Genomic DNA, 23,912 nt, shown 5'->3' on the forward strand with positions numbered 1-23,912 from the left:
CCCAATGCGCCCAATGCGCCCAATGCGCCCAATGCGCCCAATGCGCCCAATGCGCAGGCGTCGCCTGACACGCTCGCTTTGCGTCGTCCAAAGCAGTACTCAGCGCTCTAGGTGGTGTGGACTCTAAGGATTCCCTTTTAGGCGCAAATCAGATTCAAGACTGCTTTTGGGTAGGCAGTCTTGGGTGTGCCGCCGCATTGCCTCATTATTCAGTGGGCGCGCTTGAAGACCCGATGGAATCCGACGAGATCAAAGGGTGGCTTTGCGGGCTTAAGCCATACAGGGATTTCTGTCGCCATCAAAAAGTACGGCCCCCCAGAGTGGGTAGGGTCCCGATCCACTGCTGATGCAGTACCGTCAGTCCTCGTTAGCCTTTTCGAGCTGACTCCGTGGGGCTTACCAGCGGGCAATGTGGGAAGGCCGAGCAAATTATGACAAGCGAAAGCGCGCCTTCAAGGCCGATTGAAGCCGCGTGGGAGGCGGTGACACTCGGAGAGGCGGCCAACGTCGCGCTAGCCATCTGGGCCGCAATAGTCGCGGCCCACATCACCGCAGCGTCGGTGTATTTTTGGCGGGAGCAGCGCAGCCCAGCATGGTTGGCCGCTCTTGCGATTTTGGCATACTGGCCGATCTTGGTGCTGATCACATGTCTCAGCCTCGCTTTTAAACATCTAATCCGGCCTCTGATTGAGCAAGTCAAACGAAGAAGGCCCGGTACCAAAAGCCGCCCATTAGTAAGGGCGCCTCAGTTGGCGGCCTCTTCGTCATCATCGATGTCGTCGCCGTATTCAAATGATGGCTGAGTTGGTTCAGTAATCGTGGATGCAATCGATCAAGCTTTGCTTTGAAGGCCGTTTCGATTCGGCGCGGGTCATGGACAAACAACCGATACCCATCGGTGAACAGATCATCACCATCGTCTTGCTGGTGATCTTCGCGCTCGTGATTTGGTACGGCACCATGATCTGAGACTTCTTTCTTTGGAGTGGGCCTTGTCTAGCCAGAGACGCCTTTGGCGAAATTGATCACAGAGCTGGTCTCGGTTGTTTGGACAGGGCCCCGCGAAAATTAAGTGGATTCCTGCCGGGTTATGCTGAACGCGGGGCTTTACGATTTTGCTGTGGCGTCGGGAGGGCGCAAGCCCGACCAGAGCCGCAGCAAAATCGTTGGCGACGATCATGCGGCCGTCACCATCGTTTGCGCGCCGAAGTAAGCCTCGTCGGGCGTGCGTTCGTCAAGGCTCGAGTGAGGACGTCCTCGATTGTAGAACGCCAGATATTTGGAAATCGATGCTCGCGCCTCGAGCACGCTGTCGTAAGCACGCAGATAGACTTCCTCGTATTTGACAGTGCGCCACAGCCGCTCGACGAACACGTTGTCGCGCCAGGCACCCTTGCCGTCCATGCTGATGGCGATGTTCGCGTCCAGCAGCACGCCGGTGAAGTCGAGGCTGGTGAACTGGCTACCCTGATCCGTGTTGAAGAAGATCTCGGGCCTGCCGTGCTTCGCCAACGCCTCCTGGAGCGCTTCGACGCAGAATATCGTCTCCATCGTGATCGATACGCGATGGACCAATACCCTTCGGCTGAACACATCGACGACCGCGGCGAGGTAAACGAATCCACGTCGCATCGGAATGTAGCTGATGTCCATTGCCCAGACCTGGTTCGGCCGCTCGATCTTCAATCCGCGCAATAGGTACGGGTAGATCTTGTGGCCCGGTGCGGGCTTGCTCGTGTTCGGACGGCGATAGATCGCCTCGATCCCCATGCGCTTCATCAGCGTCGCGAGCGTCCCGACGTGGCGGCGGCCAACCTGCATGCCCTCACGCTGCAACAGCGATCGCAGCATGCGCCCCCCTGCGAAGGGATAATCGAGGTACAGCTCATCGAGCCGGCGCATCAAGACGAGTCCTCGGCCGAAACCGGCCGAGGTTCGTAGTAAACCGTACTGCGGGCAAGGTTCAGGACCTTCGCCTGGCGCACGACAGACAGATCATGGTCGCGGTCGATCATCGCTTTGCGCTCAGCAGGGCCGCCTTGGTGAGCGCGCCGGACAAAAAATCGTTCTCCAACGCAAGCTCGCCGATCTTGCCATGTAACGCTTCAAATCGACCGGCGCCTCGGCCGGTCCGTTGTCCTGCCCAAACACTCCGGCGGCGCCTTCCAGGAGTTGGGACTTGCAGGTCGTGATCTGGTTCGGATGGACATCAAACAGTTGCGCCAGCTCGGCCAATGTCTTCTCCCCCTTCACGGCCGCCAAAGCCACCTTTGCCTTGAATGCCGGAGAATGCGTCCGGCGACTCCTCTTCGTCATCTTCGCTCCTGTTTCGCGGCAAGAAGCCTCGCCGCTCTCAGGCAGAAAATCCACTCAAGCTACTGTCCGAATTTGCGGAGCCAGCTCTCTGCGTGTGTGTCGCTCTCGCAACGTCACACTTGTTCGCTTGAGTGCAACCTGCCTAAGGCAGGAGACCAGGGGATGTCCCGATCGCTGTTGAACTACGTCGGGTCGACGTTGCCGGAATGAATATTACGCAGCCCTCGTGACGTGGGCAACGGACTTGATTGTCATGCGATCGTGGTGAGCTTGAAGGGCCGCACGCAGAACCGACAATTGCTTATGCGCCTTCAATCGTCGGAAGCCCTTGTTGGCCTCGATCATACCGGCCGCGACCCATCGCAAGGCCATACCGGCATCCCGCCAGCGTTTAACGTTGCGCGTGACGCGGCGAATGGTGCCCATCATGTTCTCGGCGATATTGGTACAGGCGAGCGATCGGCGAAGCTCCTTCGGCAACTTCAACCGGACGACAGTCAGGATTTCGTCGAGGCCTTCGAGGATACTGGCCGCAACGCCGGGCCATTGCTGGTCGAGTCGACGCGCGAGATTGCGGATCAATTTTTCAGCCTTGTCGGCGTCATCGAGCTCCCAGGCCTGGCGCAGCACCCGGCGGGTGGCCGCATGATGCTCTTTCGGCAGGCGTTCCATGATGTTGCGCGCCTTGTGGATCTGGCAGCGCTGGATCGCAGCGGCCGAACCGAAGGTGCGGCGGATCGCCTTCGACAACGCCTTCGCGCCGTCGGCGATGAACAGTCTTGGCACCGTCGGGTCGAGCCCGCGCGAGACCAGGTTGTCCAGCAGGGCCTGAACCGTTGCTGCATTCTCGGTCGCCCCTTCCACCAGCGCCAGCGGATGCTTGTTGCCTTCGCCGTCAACCCCGATCGCGGCCACCAGCACGAGATCGTCGTCGAGATGCAGCCCGTCGATTTGGACCACCAGAAGGTCGAGCGCGGACAGATCGGCAGCCATGAAGTCGGCCAGCCGCGCCGCCGACAGAGCCACGAACCTCCGCGAGGCCGCCGACTTCGAAATCCCCGATCCGGGCGGTGCCGGCACGTCACCCTCGGGCAGCCGGACGGCGCGGCCGAACCGGCGCGTCGACACATTGATCAGCATCAGGTTCATCGCCCAGCGACCGAGCCAGTCCTCCTGCGCCGCCGTTTCCCAGCTCGGGATCGTGACCTCGCGGCCGTCCATGCCCCGGACCCGCGGGCGATCGACCTCGATCTTGCCGCCGTGGAAACCGATCCGCCCCCGCGTTCGGCCCCAACGGTGCGCCCGCCGCGCCGCATCACGACCGTGGCGCGGCCCGCAGGCCGCTGTCACATCCGCCTCCATCATCGTGCCGAGCGCCTCGATTCCTGCCGCAAGGCAGAACCGATCGAAGCTCGCTCGCACTTCCGCAAATGATTTCTCCACAGCCCCGGTCGCCGGCCAACCAGCCGGTGTGATATCTCTCGTCATGGCGTTGCTCTCCTTTGTGGAATCAGCACCCCGAGCCTACCGGCTCAAGGTGGGCAACGCCGACCTCTTCAGAAATTCAACAGAACCCGGGACATCCCCCAGGAGGGAGACCAGAAACGTCCCGATTACGTCCGTGGTGCTCTTAGCCGTCGCGGGTTTATGCAGCGCAGTTAGGAGACGTTACGCATGTTAACGAGCGATGACATTTATGGAAGTCAGCGCTCGCTGACATTTTCAATTGTCGTCGAACGCGGACATATGGTAATGTAAGCGAACGACAACGTTTTGAATTGCCATGCTCATACGCACATCGGCCGATCTCGGGGCCATCATTCGGGATACCCGCAAACGGCACAAGCTTGATCAGTCCAGCCTCGCCAAGCGCATTGGCGTCAGCCGTCAGTGGGTCATCGAGGTCGAGCGCGGCCACGCGCGCGCCGAACTCGGCCTCGTACTCCGCGCTCTTGACGCTCTCGGCATCCATCTAGACGCAGGCAGCGAACAACCACATGGCCGCGGTTCAGAAAAGTCAGCCGTCGATATCAATGCAATCGTGTCAAAAGCCAAAAGAAGCAGGCCATGACCAGCGAACTCGTCGCGCTCCTGGACGGCAGGGAAGTCGGCCGCGTGCACAACGACGCTCGTGGCCGCCTCACCTTCGTCTATGACAGCGATTGGCGTCAAACGAGGGGCGCGTACCCCATTTCGCTCTCCATGCCACTCGCGGCCGAGGAACACGGTCCCGCCGCTGTTCAGGCCTTTCTATGGGGCCTGCTCCCGGACAATGAGCGCGTTCTCGATCGTTGGGCGAAGAAGTTTCAGGTCTCGGCTCGCAACGTCTTTGCCCTGATTTCCCACGTCGGCGAAGATTGCGCCGGCGCCATTCAATTCGTCACGCGCGATCGTTTGGAGGAATTGCGAAGCGGTACGAATGACAAGGTTGAGTGGCTTGACGAAACCGCCGTCGCAAAACGTCTGCAAGCATTGAGAGAAGATCATGCCGCGTGGCGGTTGCCGCGTGACACGGGGCAATTCAGTCTTGCCGGCGCCCAGCCGAAAACCGCGCTGCTTCTGCAAAAGGCGCGATGGGGGATACCGTCTGGAGGCATTCCGACAACCCATATCCTTAAGCCGCCGACCGGCCATTTCGATGGCCATGCCGAGAACGAGCACATCTGCCTCAATCTCGCGCGCAATCTCGGCTTGCCCGTCGCCGGAACCAAAGTCGTGCGGTTTGAGAAAGAGATCGCCATTGTCGTCGAACGCTACGATCGGCAGTTCAGTGGCAATGACGTCATTCGCGTCCATCAAGAGGACGCGTGCCAGGCACGCGGCATCATGCCAACCAAGAAATATCAAAGCGAGGGCGGCCCGTCCGCTGCGGATATTATCGAACTTTTACGCACCTACTCCACCGACAGTGTTGATGATCTCGATACATTCATCGATGCCCTCGGCTTAAATTGGCTCATCGGAGGCACCGATGCACACGCTAAGAACTACTCACTACTCCTAGCCAGCGGCCCCACGGTGCGACTTGCGCCACTCTACGATGTTGCCAGCATCCTTCCCTACGACGATGTCGACTTGCAGAAGATGAAGCTCGCTATGAAGGTCGGCGGGGAATACAGGCTAGCCCAGATAGGTGCGCGCGAATGGCAGAAATTCGCCCGCGAGACCCGTTTCGATGCGGAAAAAGTGATTGCTGGATTGAACTCGCTGGCCGAACTGCTCCCCGACAACGTGAGCGACGTGTGCGCTGCCGCGCAAGCGGAAGGGCTAGATAACGTCATTATCGAGCGCCTTTCCGCCAAGTTGATCGAGCGAGCCAAAGAATGCCAACGCCTTCTGAAAAGGTGAAATGGACCCGCGGAGCGGGGCCGCTTGAGCCGGTTTGTTAGTTGGAAACTGACCGCTCCTGATTACTTCCTATCACGCTGCCAGAGACACTGTCTGCTGCTGTTGCTGTGGGCATGTGGTCAACGCGTCAGCGTTGTCCACCATTCCACAGCCTTCGCGGCCTGCATCCGTTCGCGCCAGACCGCCATCGGCGTGCGATAGCCGAGCGCCTGATGAAGGCGACGATCGTTGTAGAAGGAGATCCAGCTCGCGATCCCTGCCTTGGCCTCGCGGCCGTCGGCATAGCCCTTGAGATAGATGTCCTCATGCTTGAGCGACCGCCACAGCCGCTCGATGAAGACGTTGTCCATCCAACGACCGCGGCCATCCATGGAGATCTTGATCCCTGCGCCCGCCAACGCGCCGGTGAAGGCCGCGCTGGTGAACTGGCTGCCTTGGTCGGTATTGAAAATCTCCGGCCTGCCGTACTTCGCCAGCGCCCCTTCCAGAGCCGCCACGCAGAACGAGACGTCGATCGTGTTCGATAATCGCCACGCCAGAACCGCACGGCTCGCCCAGTCGATGATGGCGACGAGATAAAGAAAAGCCACGGCCGATGGGCAGATACGTGATGTCGGCGGCCCACACCTGGTTCGGCCGGTCGATCGTCATGTTGCGCAGCAGATAAGGATAGATCTTGTGGCCCGGCGCCGGCTTCGTCGTGTTCGGCTTCGGTCCCAGCGCCGCGATGCCCATCTTGCGCATCAACCGCTGCACGCGCTTGCGATTGACCTGAAGCCCCTCAGCCTTCAGCATTGCGGTCATTCGCCGCGAGCCCAGGAACGGCCAGGCGATGAACAGCTCGTCGATCCGCCGCATCAGGGCAAGGTCGTTGTCGTTGGCCGGCCGGTAGACCCCGGAGCGCGCGATGCCAAGCAACAGGCATTGCCGACGGGATCGACAGCGCCTTGTCCGCGCGATCGAGCATTCCTCGACGGTCCGGCGTGCTCATCTTCCGGACCTCCGCGCTAAAAAATCGCGCTCGACCGTCAGTTGTCCAATCTTGGCGTGCAGCTTCTCGATCTCGCGTTCGCGCGTTTCCTCGCTCTCGCGCCCGACACCCGCATCAAAGGCCCGCGCCGCCTGGTCCAGCAGTTGCTTCTTCCAGGCATAGATCTGGTTCGGGTGAACCTCATAGCGCTGGGCCAGATCGGCCACCGTCGCCTGCTCCCGCACGGCTTCCAGCGCAATCTTTGCCTTCAGTGCCGCGTCGATCTTGCGTCTCGTCTTCGTCGTCATCATGCCCTCCGTCTATCAAACGGAGCGGCCCTTTTCCAACTAACCTCTGGTCCCAAAATCGGGGTCCATTTCACTCGCGCCCCGTTCGCCCAACCCATCCCTCAAGCGCGTTGCAAAGTACCGGTCGTCAGGCGGTGAAAAGCCGAAGGCACCCGCGCGCCTCGTCAGAGCAGATGTGCGGCCCATCAATCGGACTAAAAAAACGCACTCTCACGAATAGGACGGGTTAGTCCCGGCATCTGCTGGAGCGGGTTGAGTGTGAATCGTTCTGGCTGGCAAGTCCAGCATTTGCAGATGTGTTCGTAAGGCGTGAGGCCGTTCAGGGTCTTCAAGCGCCGAGCGTAGTTGTAGGCGGTGATGAAAGGTGAGCTTCGAGCTGATCGTGTCGATCATAGTGGTAGCGTTGGACGGTCGCTTCCTTGATCGTGCGGTTCATGCGCTCGACCTGGCCATTGGTCCAGGGATGCTTGATCTTGGTCAGCCGATGTTCGATCCCGTTTTCTTGGCATCGCATATCGAACATATGCGTCACGTATATTGCTGTCGGGCCGTCCGCATAGCGGGGCGGGAAGGTGAACTGGACCCATTGTAAGTGAGCACTGTTTGGATCTTGTAGAAATAAGCGATCGGATAAGCCTTGAACTTTTTCTTCGAAGGCTTGCCGCCTTCAACCTCCGGCAATCGGCTGATGCCGTGGCGCTGGAGGCAGCGATGCAGGGTGACCGCGTCAGATGCGGGATGGTCAGCTGCAAATTCCGTTTGCTATCCTACCCCAGCTCGTTGAGCCGGAGTATCGCCGAAACCTCGTCCAGCTCCAGCGTGACCTCCCTCCGCGGATCTTCGAACCGCAGAGGACCTGAACTGATTCGCTGCATAAACCCCGTTCTGACCGTGTCGCGAGGGGATCAATTCCTCGTCTCGTCAGGGAGCAATTTTCCACGTCGCCCGACAGCGCTCGTCAGGTACTCGACAGCTTCCTCTCATAGCAAAAATTGTGGGGAAGAACACCCGAGTGTCCGACTGCCTGCGGCGCGGACGGTTCGGACCCACGCTGGTTTGTTGCTGGATCCAACGTTGAGAGCACATTCTGTGCTGTGGATTTGGTCGCCGCGCTGCCGTCTCGATTGCCCCGCGCATGAGATCCAAACCGAGCTCTGATGCGCCTATATCTTCGAAAGTGAGAACGGATGGATTTCACCTCAACTAGCCGACTGCAGCAACAATCGAACAGCGCCGCCCAGCAAGAGACTGCACCGGTGTCCCCGTCGACAGACGCGGCGGCCTTTGAGCGGCAGCTAAGCGAGATCACCCGTCCAGGTGATCGTGTGCTGATGCAGACCCCCCCCCATCAAGTCGCCGCATCGCCATCGGAGGCGCAGCCCATCATGCAGGCGAGCGGGCGCGAATGCCCTCCAGCGTCGCAGGGTGAAGGCGGCGGGCCGATGCCAGGCGCCTCGGCGCTGCAGTCTGGCCAGTCAACAGAGGTTTACATAGGTATCAGCAGGCGTCCTCTTTATTCCCAAGATGCTGACCTTATTTTGGGGCTTGAGGAGGCCCTCATCAAGGGGGGGGCTGCCGAGCGCACGGCCAAGAACAATGTGAGTAATCTTCTCACTCTCGACCGCTGGCTCTTTGAAAACAAAAAGCAGGCCATTGCTGCTCGGCTTAACGACGAGTCGCTGACCAATGATGTCCAGGAGTTCATAAGAAAGGGCGGTACCAAGAAGGTCCGTACAGCACTAGATCATCTCCGGACCTCGCAGTCGACGGGCGGAATCGTGCCGATCGCAGGCCTCACTGAGTTGAATCCTTATCCCAAGGACGCGGCTCTCATCAAAGAGTGCAAAAACGAAACACCAACACATATCGTCCAGAACTATGCAACTGCTCTTCGCAGTTTCAGTGACTACCTGCGTGAAAATAACAAGAAGGGCATTGCTGCTCGGCTTTCCGACAAGTCGTTGGATAAAGATGTCGACGGCTATAAGAAAACGCCCGGTCGAGACCCGAAGATCGGGGCCGCTCTAACTTATCTCCGAGGCTCGCGAGCGGGCGCCCGAGCGATGGAACTCGAGCGCGCTATCTCACCCGTTCCTGATTCTGAAGACGCGGTCCTCATGGAGCCGACGCGAGTCAGGGACGCCGCCGCGCAGCGCAGCGCGTGGGAGAGATCTGGCAGCTGGCCAGAGGTCCTCCCCGTGGAAGGTCACGATCAAGATTTGCCTTTGGGGATGATGGACGAAACCCGCCCGTCGTCGCCTCCCGGACCAACCGCGCAAGTCGGTGCATCGCCATCGGAGGCGCAGCCCATTATGCAGGCGAGCGGGCACGAATACCCTCCAGCGTTGCGGGGTGGAGACGGCGGGCCGATGCCAGGCACCTCGGCGCTGCAGCCGGGGAAGTCACCTGGGGTTTTGGTAGGTCGCAGCAAGCGCCCTCTTTATCTCGAAGATAAGCCCCTTATTTTGGGGCTTAGCAAGGCACTCACCGGGGTCGCCGAGCGCACCGCCCAGGACAATGTAGGTCATCTTCTCAGATTGGGCCGCTGGCTCTTTGAAAACAAAAAGCAGGCCATTGCTGCTCGGCTTAACGACGAGTCGCTGACCAACGACGTTCGGGAGTCGATAGGAAAGGGTGATCCCAAGAGAGTCCGTAAGGCACTAGATCATCTCCGGACCTCGCTGTCGACGGGCGGAATCGTCCCGATCGGAGGCCGCGCTAAGCTGAATCCGCACCCCGGGGACGAGGCCCTCATCAAAGAGTACAAAAACGAAGCAACGACAGGTACCGGCATTACCTATACGGTTGCTCTTGGCAGTTTCAGTGACTACCTGCGCGAAAACAACAAGCCGGGCATTGCTGGTCGGCTTCCCAGCACGTCGTTGGATGGAGATGTCGAGGACTATAAGAAGGACGCCGGTGGTTACCGCAACATCAGTGCCGCACTGGCCCATCTCCGAAAATCGTCGGCCGGCGCTAAGGCGATGGAGCTCGATCGCCATATTTCTCATCCTGATCCCGAAGACGCGGCCCTGATGGAGCCGAGGCGGGTCGGCGACGCCGCTGCGGAGCACAGCGCGTCGCAGGAAGCTGGCAGTTGGCCAGAGGAGCTTCCTGCGGAAGCCCACGATCAGGATTTGCTTTGGGGGCTGATGGACGAACCCGGCCCGTCGTCCTCGGCGCTGCAGCCGGCTCGATCAACTGGGGTTCGCAGGAAGCAGCCTCTTTATTCCGAGGACGCTCGCCTTATTTCGGAGCTTGAGAAGGCCCTCATCAAGGGCGGGGCTACCGAAATCACCGCCAAGGCCAATGTGTGGCCCCTTCGCAGCTTTGGCCGCTGGCTTGTCGCAAATAAAAAAAAGTCCATTGCTGCTCGGCTCGACGACAAGTCGCTGACCGATGATGCTGAGTTCTTTGGAAAGGGTAATCCCACGAGACTCCTTACGGCAATTGGTCATCTCCGGACCTCGCAGTCGACGGGCGGAATCGTGCCGATCGGAGGCCGCGCTAAGCCGAATCCTCCCCCCCAGGACGCGGCTCTCATCAAAGAGTACAAAAACAAAGCTGCGACAGGTACCGTACGTACCTATGCAGTTGTTCTTAACAGTTTCAGTGACTACCTGCGTGAAAACAACAAGAAGGGCATTGCTGCTCGGCTTTCCGGCAAGGCGTTGGATGGAGATGTCGAGGATTATAAGGACGCTGGTGGTAATCGGAAGATCGGTGCCGCACTGGCCCATCTCCGAAAATCGCCGGCCGGTAAGGCGATGGAGCTCGATCGCCATATTTCCCCCATTCCTGATCCCGAAGACGCGGCTCTGATGGAGTCGAGGCGGGTCGGCGACGCCGCTGCGCGGCACAGCGCGTCGCAGCAAGCTTTCAGCAGGCGAGAGGAGCTTCCTGCGGAAGGCTACGATCAGGATTTGGTTTTGGGGCTGATGGACGCCCCCGGCCCGTCGTCGTCTCTTGAGCCAGCCGCGTGCCATGACCAGGCACCGGATCCCGGAGAGTCCGACCGCCAGCAGTTCCCGGACGAGCCGATCGGTGCACTTGCCAAGAGCAACCTCCTGCCAAGCGAGGAGGTCGTCATCAACGATGAGCATGACACAGCTGAATTGAGGCCAGCGAAGAGGCCGAGGACCCTAGACAATCTGCACGGCGTTGCCATTGAGCGGCAACTGAGCGAGATCGCCAATTCAGGCGGTCGCCTGCTGACGTCGGCCCCCACCCATCAACTGGGTGCATCGCCATGGCAGGTGCAGCCGACGATGCAGGGGAGTGGGTACCAAGATGCCACGGCGCTGCAGCGAGCTGTCAGTCGGCCATTGGTCCTCCCGGAAGGTTATAATCAGGACCTGCGTTTGATGGTGGAAGACGGCCCACCGTGGCCCGGGGTTCCCCCGGAGCAGGCGCAGGACATAGTCCAAGCTGGACAGCAGGAACCTGCCTGGTCCGCCTCAACTTGGTCGCCGCAGATGCCGCTCAACTTTGATTGGGGTATGTGGCCGGTCCTGGAAGCATCGCCAGCGCACTCTGCCAGGGTTCACTCAGACACCTATGGCGGTCTTGAAGCAGCGGTTAATCCGAATTCGCCCGCATCATTTGAGTTGCGTGACAACGCTTGGAGCCCGCCGCCCGACTTTGCGCCGCCGTTTGCCAGGCCGGTACCGGGTCATCACCATGGCGCTCGACAGCTCGGCTCGCCGCAGCGGCTTTCTCCGATGCCAGCCTCCTCGGACGATGAAGCTTTGGCGTGGTTGAGCGAGGAGTTGTCGCGGCGGAAGATGCAAGCACCGGCGTCACCATCAACTGCCAGGGTTCAGCATCTCGCACTGGTGAATCCGAATCCGTCCGAGTTGCGCGACGATGCTCACTTTGAGCCAGCGCAGGCTGCCAGGGCTCGCTCAAGCACCTACGGCGGTCCTCCATTGGTTGATCTGACTGCGGCCACGCCGTCTGAATCACGCGACGATGTTAATTCTGTGCCGGCGTTTCCGAGCACCTCCTACGATGCTCAGATCGGGGCTTTAGGTCCGACAGCCTCGTCTCACGGCCGCGGGCTGGTGCTCGAGGGCACGGAATGGCTGGGCGACGAGCATGTCCTGAGAGATTACCAGCTCCTGGCGCAAGAGTTGCGGGGGAACAATCCGAATCTCGCCGCCCGGACGCGGTTCGTGGATCCTCTCATAACCCTTGTTAGCCTGCGCTTGGGCACCGAGAGCGAAATGCTACGCGCATTCCAGCGCATCGTCCATGATCAGAATGGTGACGACACAGCCGACTTCCTGTTCCTGCCAGTGAACAATGCCCGTGCTACGAATCTCCCCGGCACCCATTGGTCGTTGCTGTTTGTTGATCGCCGCGACCGCGAAAGGCCGGTTGCCTATCGCTACGACTCCATGGGGGAATACAACAACACGCCCGCAGCAGAGCTCGCAGCAAGGCTGGGCGCCCGCCTGGAGTCACGCGGCATGACCCAGCAGCTGAACACTTATGATTGCGGCGTCTTCGTGGTGGACGGCACGCGGGCGCTGGTTAGGCAATTGGAGCAAGGACGAGCACCACACCTGCTGAACCTCAGCAGCCTCGTTGCCAATCGGCAGGCGCTGCAGAACCGACTCAGGGGCTGATGTCGTACGCATACGACGAAGACCGCCTGATTGAAGCGTGCGCGCGGGCACGACGAACTCTATGATGGTTTGCGTGAAGGTCAGGCGGCTTGCTGACCGGCGGGCTCGGCGCAGGAGCTTCCATTCCCAGGGCAGCAGTTCGTGCAGATGCGATGCGGGAAGATCGGCGATACGGGCGAGGACGTCGGCGAGTCAGGCCTTGGGATCGACTTTGTTGAGGCGACAGGTCGTGATGATCGTCAGCATGATGGCGGCACGGTCGGCGCCACGCTGGCTGCCGGCGAAGGTCCAGTTGCGCCTTCCCAAGGCGATGCCTCTCAATGCGCGCTCAGCACAATTGTTGGTCAAGCAGATCCTGCCTGTCATTCGGCCCAAACAGGGCTCTGCGTCGAGGGTAGAGGGTACCGCCGCGCTACCGGACAGGGCTGGTATCGGTAGGGTCACGAGATCGGGACGAAGCGCGAAATTGGTTTGCATTTGCACGCCGCCAAGCCGCACCGATCGCGTCCAAGACAAGCCGCCCGAGATCGTATCGCCCCAAGATTGCGCGGCGGCGATCAGGGTGAGACTCCAGCGACAATCAAGGTGAGACTGCGTCGATGGGGACGGACCGAAGGGAGGGCGCAGCCCGACCGGAGGACCGTCCCCATCGGCGTCGCGTTTTTGGACCCGTCTGGCGGCCGGGTGCGGCTGGTGCAAGCTGTTGATTCGTCTCGACAAGAGGGAATCGATGCCTTGCCTGGCCTCCACATCACCGACCACCAGATGAGGCTGTACATGACCTACCGACTGACACTGTCCCCCGAGGCCGCCGCGGCCAAGGCGGGGTTCTCGAAGGCAAGCGCGGATCGAATCGAGGGCGATTGTCGCCCGCCATCGCAGAAGAAGACGCCGAGGGGCCGGCGCCGGTCCGATCCGCTCGGGCAGTATTGGGACGCCGAGATCGTTCCGATCCTGAAGGCTGCGCCCGGCATCCGCGTGATCGGCGGCTGGACGAGCTGCGCCGACGGCATCATGACTTGAACCCGAACATCCGCCGCACGCTGGAGCGGCGCATCAACGCCTGGCGCGCGCTCAACGGTCCCGAACAGGACGTGATCTTCCGCCAGCAGCACGAGCCCGGCCGCCTGGTCTGTCCGACTTCACCGACGTGAGCGCGCTCGGTATTACCATCGCGGGTGAGCCGCTCGATCACCGGCTCTATCACTTCCGGTTGGCGTTCTCCGGCTTCGAGCATGCCCATGTCGTGCTCGGCGGCGAAAGCTTCGTCGCCCTGGCGGTGGGCTTGCAGAACGCGCTGTGGGCGCTCGGCGGCGTGCCGCGGGAGCATCGCAGCGACAGCCTGTCGGCAGCATTCCGCAATCTGGCCGCCGACGCACGGGAGGATCTGACGCAGCGCTACGCCGGGCTGATGGGCCACTATGGCATGGCGCCAACGCGCAACAATGCGGGCATCGTACATGAGAACGGCCCGATCGAGAGCGCGCACGGCCATCTCAAGCGGGCACTGGAAGATGCGCTGTTGCTGCGGGGGACGCGCGACTTCGCCAGTCTCGATGCGTACCGGGCTTTTGTCGACGAGATTGTCGGCCGGCGCAACGCCAACCTCGCCAAGCCGATCGCGCTCGAGAAGGAGGCCTTGGCGCCGCTGCCAAAAGGCCGCACGACCGACTTCGAGGAGAAAGTGATCCCGGTGACGTAGTCAGGCGGCTTCATCCTGCGGCGCGTGTTCTACACCGTGCCTTCAAGATTGATCGGCCATCGCCTGCGTGTGCGCATCTTCGACGACCGGCTCGAATGCTTCCTTGGCGTCACGCCGGTCGTGACGCTGCGGCGCGGTCGGCCTATGGCCGAGAGCCAGGGCGGTCATGTCGTGGATTACCGGCACGTCATCCATGCCCTGCGGCGCAAGCCGATGGCGCTCCTCAATCTCGTTTATCGCGACCAACTCTTCCCGCGTACAGCTTACAAACGTCTGTTCGAGACCTTGCGGGAGCATGGTGATGACCGGCGCGCCTGCAAGGTGACGGTCGAGCTTCTGGCGCTGGCTCACGAGCGCGCCTGCGAAGCAGAACTCGCCGAGGTGATCGCGATGGATCTGGACGCGATCTTGCCGCGCTGCGCGGCCGCTTCCGACCCGAGGCGGCCTCGATCCCACGTGTCGCCGTGTCGCCGTCCAGCTGGTGCCGCTCGACGTCTACGATGAACTCGCCTCCGTCAGCGTCATGTTGGGCCGCTCGAACCTGGGAGAGGCAGCATGACCGGTATCGCTACCTCCGTCGATGCCGCCCGTGTCGAGCTGCTTCTCAATGAGCTCCGCCTGCCGGGCGTCAAGGCGATCTGGCCGAAGCTCGCCGCACAGTCGGACAAGGAAGGGTGGCCTGCCGCCCGCTTCCTCGCCGCCCTTGCCGAGCACGAGGCGGCCGATCGCACCCGCCGTCGGATCGAGCGACACATGGTGGAAGCGCGTTTGCCCGCCGGCAAGACGCTCGCCACCTTCGACTTCGAAAGCGTGCCGATGCTATCAAAGGCACAGGCGATGGCGCTCGCCGCTGGCGACGCCTGGTTGAAGGCCGGCGCCAATTTGCTCTTGTTCGGTCCACATGGCGGCGGCAAGACCCATCTCGGCACGGCGATCGGCCTGGCTCTCGTCGAGAACGGTTGGCGCGTTCTCTTCGCGCGCGCCACCGATCTGGTGCAACGGCTGCAGGTCGCGCGGCGCGAGCTGGCGCTGGAGTCCGCGATCGCCAAACTCGATCGCTATGATCTCCTGATCCTCGACGACATCACATATGTGAGCAAGGATCAGCCGGAAACCAGTGTGCTGTTCGAGTTGATCGCCGCCCGCTACGAACGACGCTCGCTGCTGATCACGGCCAATCAGCCATTTGGCGAATGGGGGCGTATCTTCCCGGACCAGGCAATGACGTTGGCTGCCATCGATCGTTTGGTCCACCACGCCACGATCCTCGAGATGAACGTCGAAAGTTACCGTCGAAAAGTTGCCCTCGATCGCAGACGCGGTCCAGGCCGGCCGCCTGTTCACACTACCCCCAACGAACTCGACGGCGGCCAGCGTCAATTATCTCCTGACTCGGCCGCCTCGTCTCATCTTGATTGACGCGCCGCTCCCATCCTGATTGATTGACGCGCCGCTCCCATCCTGATTGATGTGGTGGAACGGCCCGCTCCGACAGCATCATCGTGCTAAAACGTGGTCGTTGTTCGAACGCCACAAGGAGGGACCGTTCCATGAAGCAGGTTAGCACCATCGGGTTGGATTTGGCGAAGCACATTTTTCAAGTTCACGGCGCGGGTGCCGATGGCTCGCCGGTGTTCAACCGGAGACTACGGCGCAGCGAGGTCCTGCATTTCTTCTCGAAGCAGCCGGCCTGCCTTGTCGGAATAGAAGCCTGTGGCAGCGCTCACTATTGGGCACGCGAGATTGCAACTCTCGGCCATGAAGTGCGGCTGATCCCACCAGCTTACGTCAAGCCGTTTGTGAAGCGTGGAAAAACGGATGCGGCGGATGCCGAGGCCATCAGCGAAGCCGTGACTCGCAAGACCATGCGCTTCGTTCCGATCAAAACGGCCGAGCAACAAGCCGGAATGATGGTCCTGAAGAGTCGCGCACTTCTGGTGAAACAGCAAACGCAGACGATCAACGCCCTGCGCTCGCATCTGGCTGAGTTGGGCATCATTGCCGCCGCCGGCCGGACAAAGGTCGAGGCGTTGGTTGCAATCGTACGGGATGTAGCAGATATCCGCTTGCCTGCGGCAGCGCGCTTCGCGCTGACGGCAATTGCCGATCAGATCGAGGCTCAGGCGGACCAGATTGACAAGCTCGAGCGAGCCATTGTTGCCGCGGCAAGGACCGACAAGGACATGCGCCGACTGACTACCATCCCCGGCATTGGAGCCATTACAGCGGCGACCATCAAGGCGCTGGTGCCAGATCCCGGCGGCTTCAAATCCGCTCGTCACTTTGCTGCCTGGCTGGGACTGACGCCGCGACAGCATTCGAGTGGGGGCAAGGAGCGGATGGGGCGAATCTCGAAGATGGGAAACCCCGAACTTCGGAGCCTCCTCGTTCTTGGGGCGACATCCGTCCTGCGAATTGCCCGGAAGGCTGATCGGGCGCCGCCATGGTTGAAGTCGTTGCTCGCCAGACGTCCGTACAAGGTGGCAGCGGTCGCACTGGCCAACAAGACAGCGCGAATTGCCTGGGCGCTCTTGAACAGGGGCGGGATTTATCGGCATCCGGAGACGCTAGCGACGACTACGGCTGCCGCTTGATGAATACAGCAGTTGTCAAAGATATCTGACCGGCGCGGGCCGGCAGAGGGCAAGGAGCAATAACAGGCGATGAACCCACGGGACGAAATCCCGACACGAGTGAGGCTGGCGCGACAATGCGCTTCAAGCGCGTCTGATTGATTTAGCCCCTTGTGTCGCGGACTTCATCGAGGCCAGCGGTCATGCGCCGCGCTTTACAGGCCGTATACATGACCGCACCGCTCCCATGTGTGAAGTCGACTGAGAAAGCTCTTGCGCCCGCGGGCCGTTCCATACATGTCGCGTTATAAACGATAGGCGCTCGGTATCCGAATACGCCCACGTGGAGGCGAGGCGCGTCAGACCGCCAAACTCCTGTGATACAAAACCGCCCCGGGTTTGCCGGAGGCCATTTAGTTTAAGTTCTGCCGCCATGGCGGATTGTTCCAGCATGGCGTAGTAGCGTTTCTCGGCTTCGGCCGGCGGTATGTTGCCGATGGGCTCGAGGAGCCGTCGGTTGTTGAACCAATCCACCCATTCCAGGTCGCATGTCGCAATCTCGACGGCCTCGAAGCTGCGCCATGGGCCGCGCGGGATCACCTCGGCCTTGTAGAGACCGTTGATGGTTTCGGTGAGAGCATTGTCATAGGAATCTCCGAGGCTGCCGACAGAAGGCCCCACACCAGCTTCAGCCAAGCGCTCGATGTACTTAATGGATACGTATTGGCTGCCTCTGCCGCTGTGGTGCACGAGCCCGCCACGATGGACCGGCCGTCGATCTTGCAGTGCCTGCTCCAGCGCATCGAGCACGAAGCTGCATGCGCCGCGCGCGAGGCTCGCCAGCCCACAATCCTGCGGGCATAGGCGTCGATGACAAAGGCGACGTAGACAAAGTGAAGTCGGAGAGCCAGAGAACGTTCGGCCTTGGCGCCTTGAACGGGCGATTGACGTGATCCAGCAGGCGTGGCGCAGCCTTGTCGCTGATCGTGGTCTTGATGGGTTTGCCGTGGATCACCCTTGCAAACCCATGTTCCGCATAAGTCGCGACACTGTGCAACGGGCAACATCGAAGCCTTCGCGCTTGAGCTGGCGCCAGACCTTGCGCACGCCGTAGAGGGAAAAGTTTTGATCGAAGGCGCGCCGAACCTCGATCTTCAGGGCGGCGTCCGGCTTGGCGCACGTCGACAGCCTGGCGGGATCGCGCCGTTTGGCCCCATGGGCGTGGTAGGTCGAGGGGGCGATCAGGCAACACCCGACAGATCGGCTCGACCCCATGCGCCCCACGATGATCGTCAATGAAGGCGATCATGGCTTGGACTGGCGGTCGAGCTCCGCCATCGCAAAATAAGCGCTCGCCTTGCGCAGGATCTCGTTGGCCTGTCGAAGCTCACGGTTCTCCCGTTCCAGGGCCTTCAGCTTCTCGGCCATCTCCGTCGGAACGCCGTCCGCTGCCCGCTGTCGATCTCGACCTTCTTGACCCAGTCATGTAGCGTCTGCGGTGTGCAGCCAATCTTGGCGGCAATCGATCTCACCGCCGCCCACCGCGAAGGGTGCTCGCTGGCGTGATCCGGAACCATCCGAACCGCACGGGCCCGAACCTCGGGTGAAAACTTGTTCGTCGTCTTGCTCGTCATGGCTCCATCCTCTCGGGAGTTGGAGCCTCCGGCAAACCCGGGGCGGTTCAGACTGCAACAAAAGTGAGTCAGAGCCAATTTTTTACGTCGTCCCACAGCGCTCGTCAGGTACTCGACAGCTTCCTCTCATAGCAAAAATTGTGGGGAAGAACATCCGAGTGTCCGACTGCCTGCGGCGCGGACGGTTCGGATCCACGCTGGTTTGTTGCTGGATCCAACGTTGAGAGCACATTCTGTGCTGTGGATTTGGTCGCCGCGCTGCCGTCTCGATTGCCCCGCGCATGAGATCCAAACCGAGCTCTGATGCGCCTATATCTTCGAAAGTGAGAACGGATGGATTTCACCTCAACTAGCCGATTGCAGCAACAATCGAACAGCGCCGCCCAGCAAGAGACTGCACCGGTGTCCCCGTCGACAGACGCGGCGGCCTTTGAGCGGCAGCTAAGCGAGATCACCCGTCCAGGTGATCGTGTGCTGATGCAGACCCCCCCCCATCAAGTCGCCGCATCGCCATCGGAGGCGCAGCCCATCATGCAGGCGAGCGGGCGCGAATGCCCTCCAGCGTCGCAGGGTAAAGGCGGCGGGCCGATGCCAGGCGCCTCGGCGCTGCAGCCTGGCCAGTCAACAGAGGTTTACGGTACCCGCAGGCGTCCTCTTTATTCCCAAGATGCTGACCTTATTTTGGAGCTTGAGGAGGCCTTCATCAAAGGGGGGGCTGCCGAACGCACTGCCAAGGAGAATGTAGGTCATCTTCTCAGATTGGGCCGCTGGCTCTTTGAAAACAAAAAGCAGTCCATTGCTGCTCGGCTCGACGACGAGTCGTTGACCATTGATGCGCGCGAGTTCTTCGGAAAGGGTAATCCCACGAGACTCATTACGGCAATAGGTCATCTCCGGACCTCGCAGTCGACGGGCGGAATCGTGCCGATCGCAGACCGCGCTAAGCTGAATCCTTATCCCCAGGACGCGGCTCTCATCAAAGAGTACAAAAACGAAGCAACGACAGGTACCGCCAGTACCTATGCATTTGCCCTTAGCAGTTTCAGTGACTACCTGCGTGAAAACAACAAGAAGGGCATTGCTGCTCGGCTTTCCGGCAAGGCGTTGGATGGAGATGTCGGAGACTATAAGAAGGACGCCGGTGGTAATAGGCGGATCGGTGCCGCACTGACCCATCTCCGAAAATCGTCGGCCGGCGCTATGGCGATGGAGCTTGAGCGCCATATTTCCCCCTTTCCTGATCCCGAACGCGCGGCCCTGATGGAGCCGAGGCGGGTCAGCGACGCCGCTGCGGAGCACAGCGCGTCGCAGCGAGCTTTCAGTCGGCCAGAGGAGCTTCCTGCAGAAGGCTACGATCAGGATTTGGTTTTGGGGCTGATGGACGAACCCGGTCCGTCGCACTCGGCGCTGCAGCCGGCTCAGTCAACTGGAGTTTTGAGAAGGCAGAGGAAGCAGCCACTTTATTCCGAGGATGGTCCCCTTATTTCGGGGCTTGAGAAGGCCCTCATCAAGGGCGGGGCCACCGAAATCACCGCCAAGGCCAATGTATGGCCCCTTCGCAGCTTTGGCCGCTGGCTTGTCGCAAATAACAAAGAGTCCATTGCTGCTCGGCTTAACGACGAGTCGTTGACCGTTGATGCGCGCGAGTTCTTCGGAAAGGGTAACCCCACGAGACTCCTTACGGCAATAGGTCATCTCCGGACCTCGCAGTCGACAGGCGGAATCGTGCCGATCGCAGACCGCGCTAAGCTGAATCCTTATCCCCAGGACGCGGCTCTCATCAAAGAGTACAAAAACGAAGCAGCGACAGGTACCGCCATTACCTATGCATTTACCCTTAGCAGTTTCAGTGACTACCTGCGTGAAAACAACAAGCCGGGCATTGCTGTTCGGCTTTCCGGCAAGGCGTTGGATGGAGATGTCGAGGATTATAAGAAGGACGCCGGTGGTAATAGGCGGATCGGTGCCGCGCTGGCCTATCTCCGAAAATCGTCGGCCGGCGCTAAGGCGATGGAGCTCGAGCGCCATATTTCCCCCTTTCCTGATCCCGAAGACGCGGCCCTGATGGAGACGAGGCGGGTCGGCGACGCCGCTGCGCGGCACAACGCGTCGCAGCGAGCTTTCAGTTGGCCAGAGAAGCTTCCTGCGGAAGCCCACGATCAGGATTTGGTTTTGGGGCTGATGGACGAACCCGGCCCGTCGTCCTCGGCGCTGCAGCCGGCTCGATCAACTGGGGTTCGCAGGAAGCAGTCTCTTTATTCCGAGGACGCTCCCCTTATTTCGGGGCTTGAGGAGGCCCTCATCAAGGGCGGGGCCACCGAAACCACTGCCAAGTACAATGTAAATCGCCTTCTCAGCTTTGGCCGCTGGCTCTTCGCAAATAACAAAAAGTCCATTGCTGCTCGGCTCGACGACGAGTCGTTGACTGTTGATGCGCGCGAGTTCTTCGGAAAGGGTAATCCCACGAGACTCCTTACGGCAATAGATCATCTCCGGACCTCGCAGTCGACGGGCGGAATCGTGCCGATCGCAGACCGCGCTAAGCTGAATTCTTATCCCCAGGACGCGGCTCTCATCAAAGAGTACAAAAACGAAGCAACGACAGGTACCGCCAGTACCTATGCATTTGCCCTTAGCAGTTTCAGTGACTACCTGCGTGAAAACAACAAGAAGGGCATTGCTGCTCGGCTTTCCGGCAAGGCGTTGGATGGAGATGTCGAGGACTATAAGGACGCCGGTGGTAATAGGCGGATCGGTGCCGCACTGACCCATCTCCGAAAATCGCAGGCCGGCGCTAAAGCGATGGAGCTCGAGCGCCATATTTCCCCCGGTCCTGATCCCGAAAACGCGGTACTGATGGAGCCGATGCCCGCCGGCGGCGCCGCTGCGCAGCACAGCGCGTCGCAGGACGCGGGCAGTTGGCCAAAGGAGCTGCTTCCTGTAGAAGGCTACGATCAGGATTTGCTTTGGGAGCTGATGGACGAACCCGGCCCGTCGTCATCTCTTCTTGAGCCAGCCGCGCGCCATGACCAGTCATCGGATCCCGGAGAGTCCATTCGTCCCTTGAATTGGGGCTACGACCGCCAGCAGTTCCCGGACGAGCCGATCGGTGCACTTGCCAAGAGCAACCTCCTGCCAAGCAAGGAGGTCCTCATCAACGATGAGCATGACACAGCTGAATTGAGGCCAGCGAAGAGGCCGAGGACCCTAGACAATCTGCACGGCGTTGCCATTGAGCGGCAACTGAGCGAGATCGTCGCTTCAGGCGGTCGCCTGCTGACGTCGGCCCCCACCCATCAACTGGGTGCATCGCCATGGCAGGCGCAGCCGACGATGCAGGGGAGTGGGTACCAAGATGCCACGGCGCTGCAGCGAGCTGTCAGTCGGCCATTGGTCCTCCCGGAAGGTTATGATCAGGATCTGCGTTTGATGGTGGAAGACGGCCCACCGTGGCCCGGGGTTCCCCCGGAGCAGGCGCAGGACATAGTCCAAGCTGGACAGCAGGAACCTGCCTGGTCCGCCTCAACCTGGTCGCCGCAGATGCCGCTCAACTTTGATTGGAGTATGTGGCCGATGCTGGAAGCATCGCCAGCGCAGGCTGCCAGGGCTCGTTCAAGCACCTACGCTGGTCTTGAGCCATTTCTTGCTCTGAATGCGCCGACACCGTCCGAGTTGGGCGACGACGCTCACTTTGCGCCAGCGCACTCTACCAGGGCTCCCTCAGACATCTACGCTGGTCTTGAGCCATTTCTTGCTCTGAATGCGCCGACACCGTCCGAGTTGCGCGACGATGCTCACTTTGAGCCAGCGCAGGCTGCCGGGGCTCGCTCAAGCACCTACGGCGGTCCTCCATTGGTTGATCTGACTGCGGCCACGCCGTCTGAATCACGCGACGATGTTAATTCTGTGCCGGCGTTTCCGAGCACCTCCTACGATGCTCAGATCGGGGCTTTAGGTCCGACAGCCTCGCCTCACGGCCGCGGGCTGGTGCTCGAGGACACGGAATGGCTGGGCGACGAGCATGTCCTGAGAGATTACCAGCTCCTGGCGCAAGAGTTGCGGGGGAACAATCCGAATCTCGCCGCCCGGACGCGGTTCGTGGATCCTCTCATAACCCTTGTTAGCCTGCGCTTGGGCACCGAGAGCGAAATGCTACGCGCATTCCAGCGCATCGTCCATGATCAGAATGGTGACGACACAGCCGACTTCCTGTTCCTGCCAGTGAACAATGCCCGTGCTATGAATCTACCCGGCACCCATTGGTCGCTGCTGTTTGTTGATCGCCGCGACCGCGAAAGGCCGGTTGCCTATCGCTACGACTCCATGGGGGAATACAACAACACGCCCGCAGCAGAGCTCGCAGCAAGGCTGGGCGCCCGCCTGGAGTCACGCGGCATGACCCAGCAGCTGAACACTTATGATTGCGGCGTCTTCGTGGTGGACGGCACGCGGGCGCTGGTTAGGCAATTGGAGCAAGGACGAGCACCACACCTGCTGAACCTCAGCAGCCTCGTTGCCAATCGGCGGGCGCTGCAGAACCGACTCAGGGGCTGATGTCGTACGCATACGACGAAGCTTTCAATTACCCATAATTTCGCCGACTCGCGCTGATCCGCGAAATCTTGAATCGAAAGTATCACTTGTGATTCGGGGATGTCCCGGGTTCTGTTGAATTTCTGAAGAGGTCGGCGTTGCCCACCTTGAGCCGGTAGGCTCGGGGTGCTGATTCCACAAAGAAGAGCAACGCCATGATAGAGATATCACACCGGCTGGTTGGCCGGCGACCGGGGCGGTGGACGAAGCGTTTGCAGAAGTGCGGGCGAGCTTCGATCGGTTCTGCCTTGCGGCAGGGATCGAGGCGCTCGGCACGATGATGGAGGCGGATGTTGTGGCGGCCCGCGCCACGATCGCGAGGCGGCGCGGCGGACGCACCTTGGGCCGAACGCGGGGACGGATCGGCTTCCACGGCGGCAAGATCGAGGTCGAGCGCCCGCGGGTCCGGGGCGTGGATGGCGGCGAGGTCACGATCCCGAGCTGGGAAACGGCGGCGCAGGAGGATTGGCTCGGTCGCGGGGCGATGAACCTGATGCTGATCAATGTGTCGACGCGCCGGTTCGGCCGCGCCGTCCGGCTGCCCGAGGGTGACGTGCCGGTACCGCCCGGATCGGGGGTTTCGAAGTCGGCGGCCTCGCGGAGGTTCGTAGCGCTGTCGGCGGTGCGGCTGGCTGACTTCATGGCTGCCGATCTGTCCACGCTCGACCTTCTGGTGGTCCAAATCGACGGGCTGCATCTCGGTGCGGATTCCGATGATCTCGCCCGGGTGTACCGATTTGATCTCGCCCAGGATTTCGAGATGATCTCGCCCACCATTCCGATTTGATGTCGCCCGGGGGCGCGAGTGAAATGGACCCCGATTTTGGGACCAGAGGTC

At 60.8% G+C, this 23,912-nt stretch carries 8 protein-coding genes, 7 pseudogenes and 1 other annotated feature; of the genes and pseudogenes, 9 read left to right on the forward strand and 6 right to left on the reverse strand.

All coding sequences use genetic code 11. The annotated features are described in order from the left end of the window. Positions 1-822: 822 nt before the first annotated feature. On the forward strand, positions 823-969 hold the full coding sequence (locus tag HAP41_RS07340) for a hypothetical protein (RefSeq protein WP_166051656.1): 147 nt from the start codon (positions 823-825) through the stop codon (positions 967-969). A 207-nt stretch (positions 970-1,176) separates the two neighbouring features. Here HAP41_RS07340 and HAP41_RS07345 read toward each other — a convergent pair. Both HAP41_RS07345 and HAP41_RS07350 read right to left on the reverse strand, forming a co-directional pair. After that, a pseudogene (locus HAP41_RS07345) lies at positions 1,177-2,316 on the reverse strand (IS3 family transposase). Between the two features lie 213 nt (positions 2,317-2,529). After that, the gene (locus tag HAP41_RS07350; RefSeq protein WP_166064748.1) at positions 2,530-3,804 is read right to left on the reverse strand and encodes an IS256 family transposase; all 1,275 of its coding nucleotides are present in this window, start codon (positions 3,802-3,804) and stop codon (positions 2,530-2,532) included. A gap of 295 nt (positions 3,805-4,099) precedes the next feature. Between HAP41_RS07350 and HAP41_RS07355 the strand changes: the two genes are divergently transcribed. Further along, positions 4,100-4,387: a helix-turn-helix domain-containing protein gene (locus HAP41_RS07355; RefSeq protein WP_029084072.1), complete on the forward strand. Its 288-nt coding sequence runs from the start codon at positions 4,100-4,102 to the stop codon at positions 4,385-4,387. Next, positions 4,384-5,664: a type II toxin-antitoxin system HipA family toxin gene (locus HAP41_RS07360; protein ID WP_166103963.1), complete on the forward strand. Its 1,281-nt coding sequence runs from the start codon at positions 4,384-4,386 to the stop codon at positions 5,662-5,664. The genes HAP41_RS07355 and HAP41_RS07360 overlap by 4 nt, the downstream gene beginning before the upstream one ends. A 119-nt stretch (positions 5,665-5,783) precedes the next feature. Here HAP41_RS07360 and HAP41_RS07365 read toward each other — a convergent pair. Together HAP41_RS07365 and HAP41_RS07370 are read right to left on the reverse strand one after the other, a co-directional pair. Further along, positions 5,784-6,942 (reverse strand): annotated as a pseudogene (locus HAP41_RS07365) (IS3 family transposase). 194 nt (positions 6,943-7,136) lie between these two features. Continuing rightward, positions 7,137-7,694 (reverse strand): annotated as a pseudogene (locus HAP41_RS07370) (integrase core domain-containing protein); the annotation flags it as partial. Between the two features lie 435 nt (positions 7,695-8,129). Here HAP41_RS07370 and HAP41_RS07375 point away from each other — a divergent pair. Continuing rightward, positions 8,130-12,572, forward strand: coding sequence for a Ulp1 family isopeptidase (locus HAP41_RS07375; protein ID WP_224580926.1), 4,443 nt, complete (start codon positions 8,130-8,132; stop codon positions 12,570-12,572). Positions 12,573-12,686: 114 nt separating this feature from the next. Here HAP41_RS07375 and HAP41_RS07380 read toward each other — a convergent pair. Continuing rightward, positions 12,687-12,932, reverse strand: a pseudogene (locus tag HAP41_RS07380) (transposase domain-containing protein); the annotation flags it as partial. 375 nt (positions 12,933-13,307) lie between these two features. Between HAP41_RS07380 and istA the strand changes: the two are divergent. The 3 genes and pseudogenes from istA to HAP41_RS07395 form a co-directional block, all read left to right on the forward strand. Further along, positions 13,308-14,744: pseudogene (gene istA / locus HAP41_RS07385) on the forward strand (IS21 family transposase); the annotation flags it as partial. An 85-nt stretch (positions 14,745-14,829) separates the two neighbouring features. Next, positions 14,830-15,693 (forward strand): IS21-like element helper ATPase IstB, encoded by an 864-nt coding sequence (gene istB, locus HAP41_RS07390; protein WP_166103960.1) that lies wholly within the window; start codon positions 14,830-14,832, stop codon positions 15,691-15,693. 131 nt (positions 15,694-15,824) lie between these two features. Further along, on the forward strand, positions 15,825-16,868 hold the full coding sequence (locus HAP41_RS07395; protein ID WP_166073103.1) for an IS110 family RNA-guided transposase: 1,044 nt from the start codon (positions 15,825-15,827) through the stop codon (positions 16,866-16,868). 405 nt (positions 16,869-17,273) lie between these two features. Here HAP41_RS07395 and HAP41_RS07400 read toward each other — a convergent pair. After that, positions 17,274-18,481, reverse strand: a pseudogene (locus HAP41_RS07400) (IS3 family transposase); the annotation flags it as partial. Next, positions 18,081-18,198: a sequence feature (AL1L pseudoknot), on the reverse strand. It overlaps the preceding pseudogene by 118 nt. A gap of 333 nt (positions 18,482-18,814) precedes the next feature. Between HAP41_RS07400 and HAP41_RS07405 the strand changes: the two are divergent. Both HAP41_RS07405 and HAP41_RS07410 read left to right on the forward strand, forming a co-directional pair. After that, entirely contained in the window at positions 18,815-23,035 is a 4,221-nt protein-coding gene (locus HAP41_RS07405; RefSeq protein ID WP_321576673.1) for a Ulp1 family isopeptidase, read from the forward strand. A gap of 205 nt (positions 23,036-23,240) precedes the next feature. Then, positions 23,241-23,783: pseudogene (locus HAP41_RS07410) on the forward strand (IS256 family transposase); the annotation flags it as partial. Positions 23,784-23,912: the final 129 nt, after the last annotated feature.

Origin of the sequence: Bradyrhizobium barranii subsp. apii, from assembly GCF_011516635.5 — a bacterium.
GTDB lineage: Bacteria > Pseudomonadota > Alphaproteobacteria > Rhizobiales > Xanthobacteraceae > Bradyrhizobium > Bradyrhizobium barranii.

What these genes read in the sequence shown, in the direction of transcription:
- HAP41_RS07340 (WP_166051656.1), top strand. Translation starts at nt 823, where the DNA reads ATGCAATCGATCAAGCTTTGCTTTGAAGGCCGTTTCGATTCGGCGCGG.
- HAP41_RS07350 (WP_166064748.1), bottom strand. Translation starts at nt 3,804, where the DNA reads ATGACGAGAGATATCACACCGGCTGGTTGGCCGGCGACCGGGGCTGTG.
- HAP41_RS07355 (WP_029084072.1), top strand. Translation starts at nt 4,100, where the DNA reads ATGCTCATACGCACATCGGCCGATCTCGGGGCCATCATTCGGGATACC.
- HAP41_RS07360 (WP_166103963.1), top strand. Translation starts at nt 4,384, where the DNA reads ATGACCAGCGAACTCGTCGCGCTCCTGGACGGCAGGGAAGTCGGCCGC.
- HAP41_RS07375 (WP_224580926.1), top strand. Translation starts at nt 8,130, where the DNA reads ATGGATTTCACCTCAACTAGCCGACTGCAGCAACAATCGAACAGCGCC.
- istB (WP_166103960.1), top strand. Translation starts at nt 14,830, where the DNA reads ATGACCGGTATCGCTACCTCCGTCGATGCCGCCCGTGTCGAGCTGCTT.
- HAP41_RS07395 (WP_166073103.1), top strand. Translation starts at nt 15,825, where the DNA reads ATGAAGCAGGTTAGCACCATCGGGTTGGATTTGGCGAAGCACATTTTT.
- HAP41_RS07405 (WP_321576673.1), top strand. Translation starts at nt 18,815, where the DNA reads ATGGATTTCACCTCAACTAGCCGATTGCAGCAACAATCGAACAGCGCC.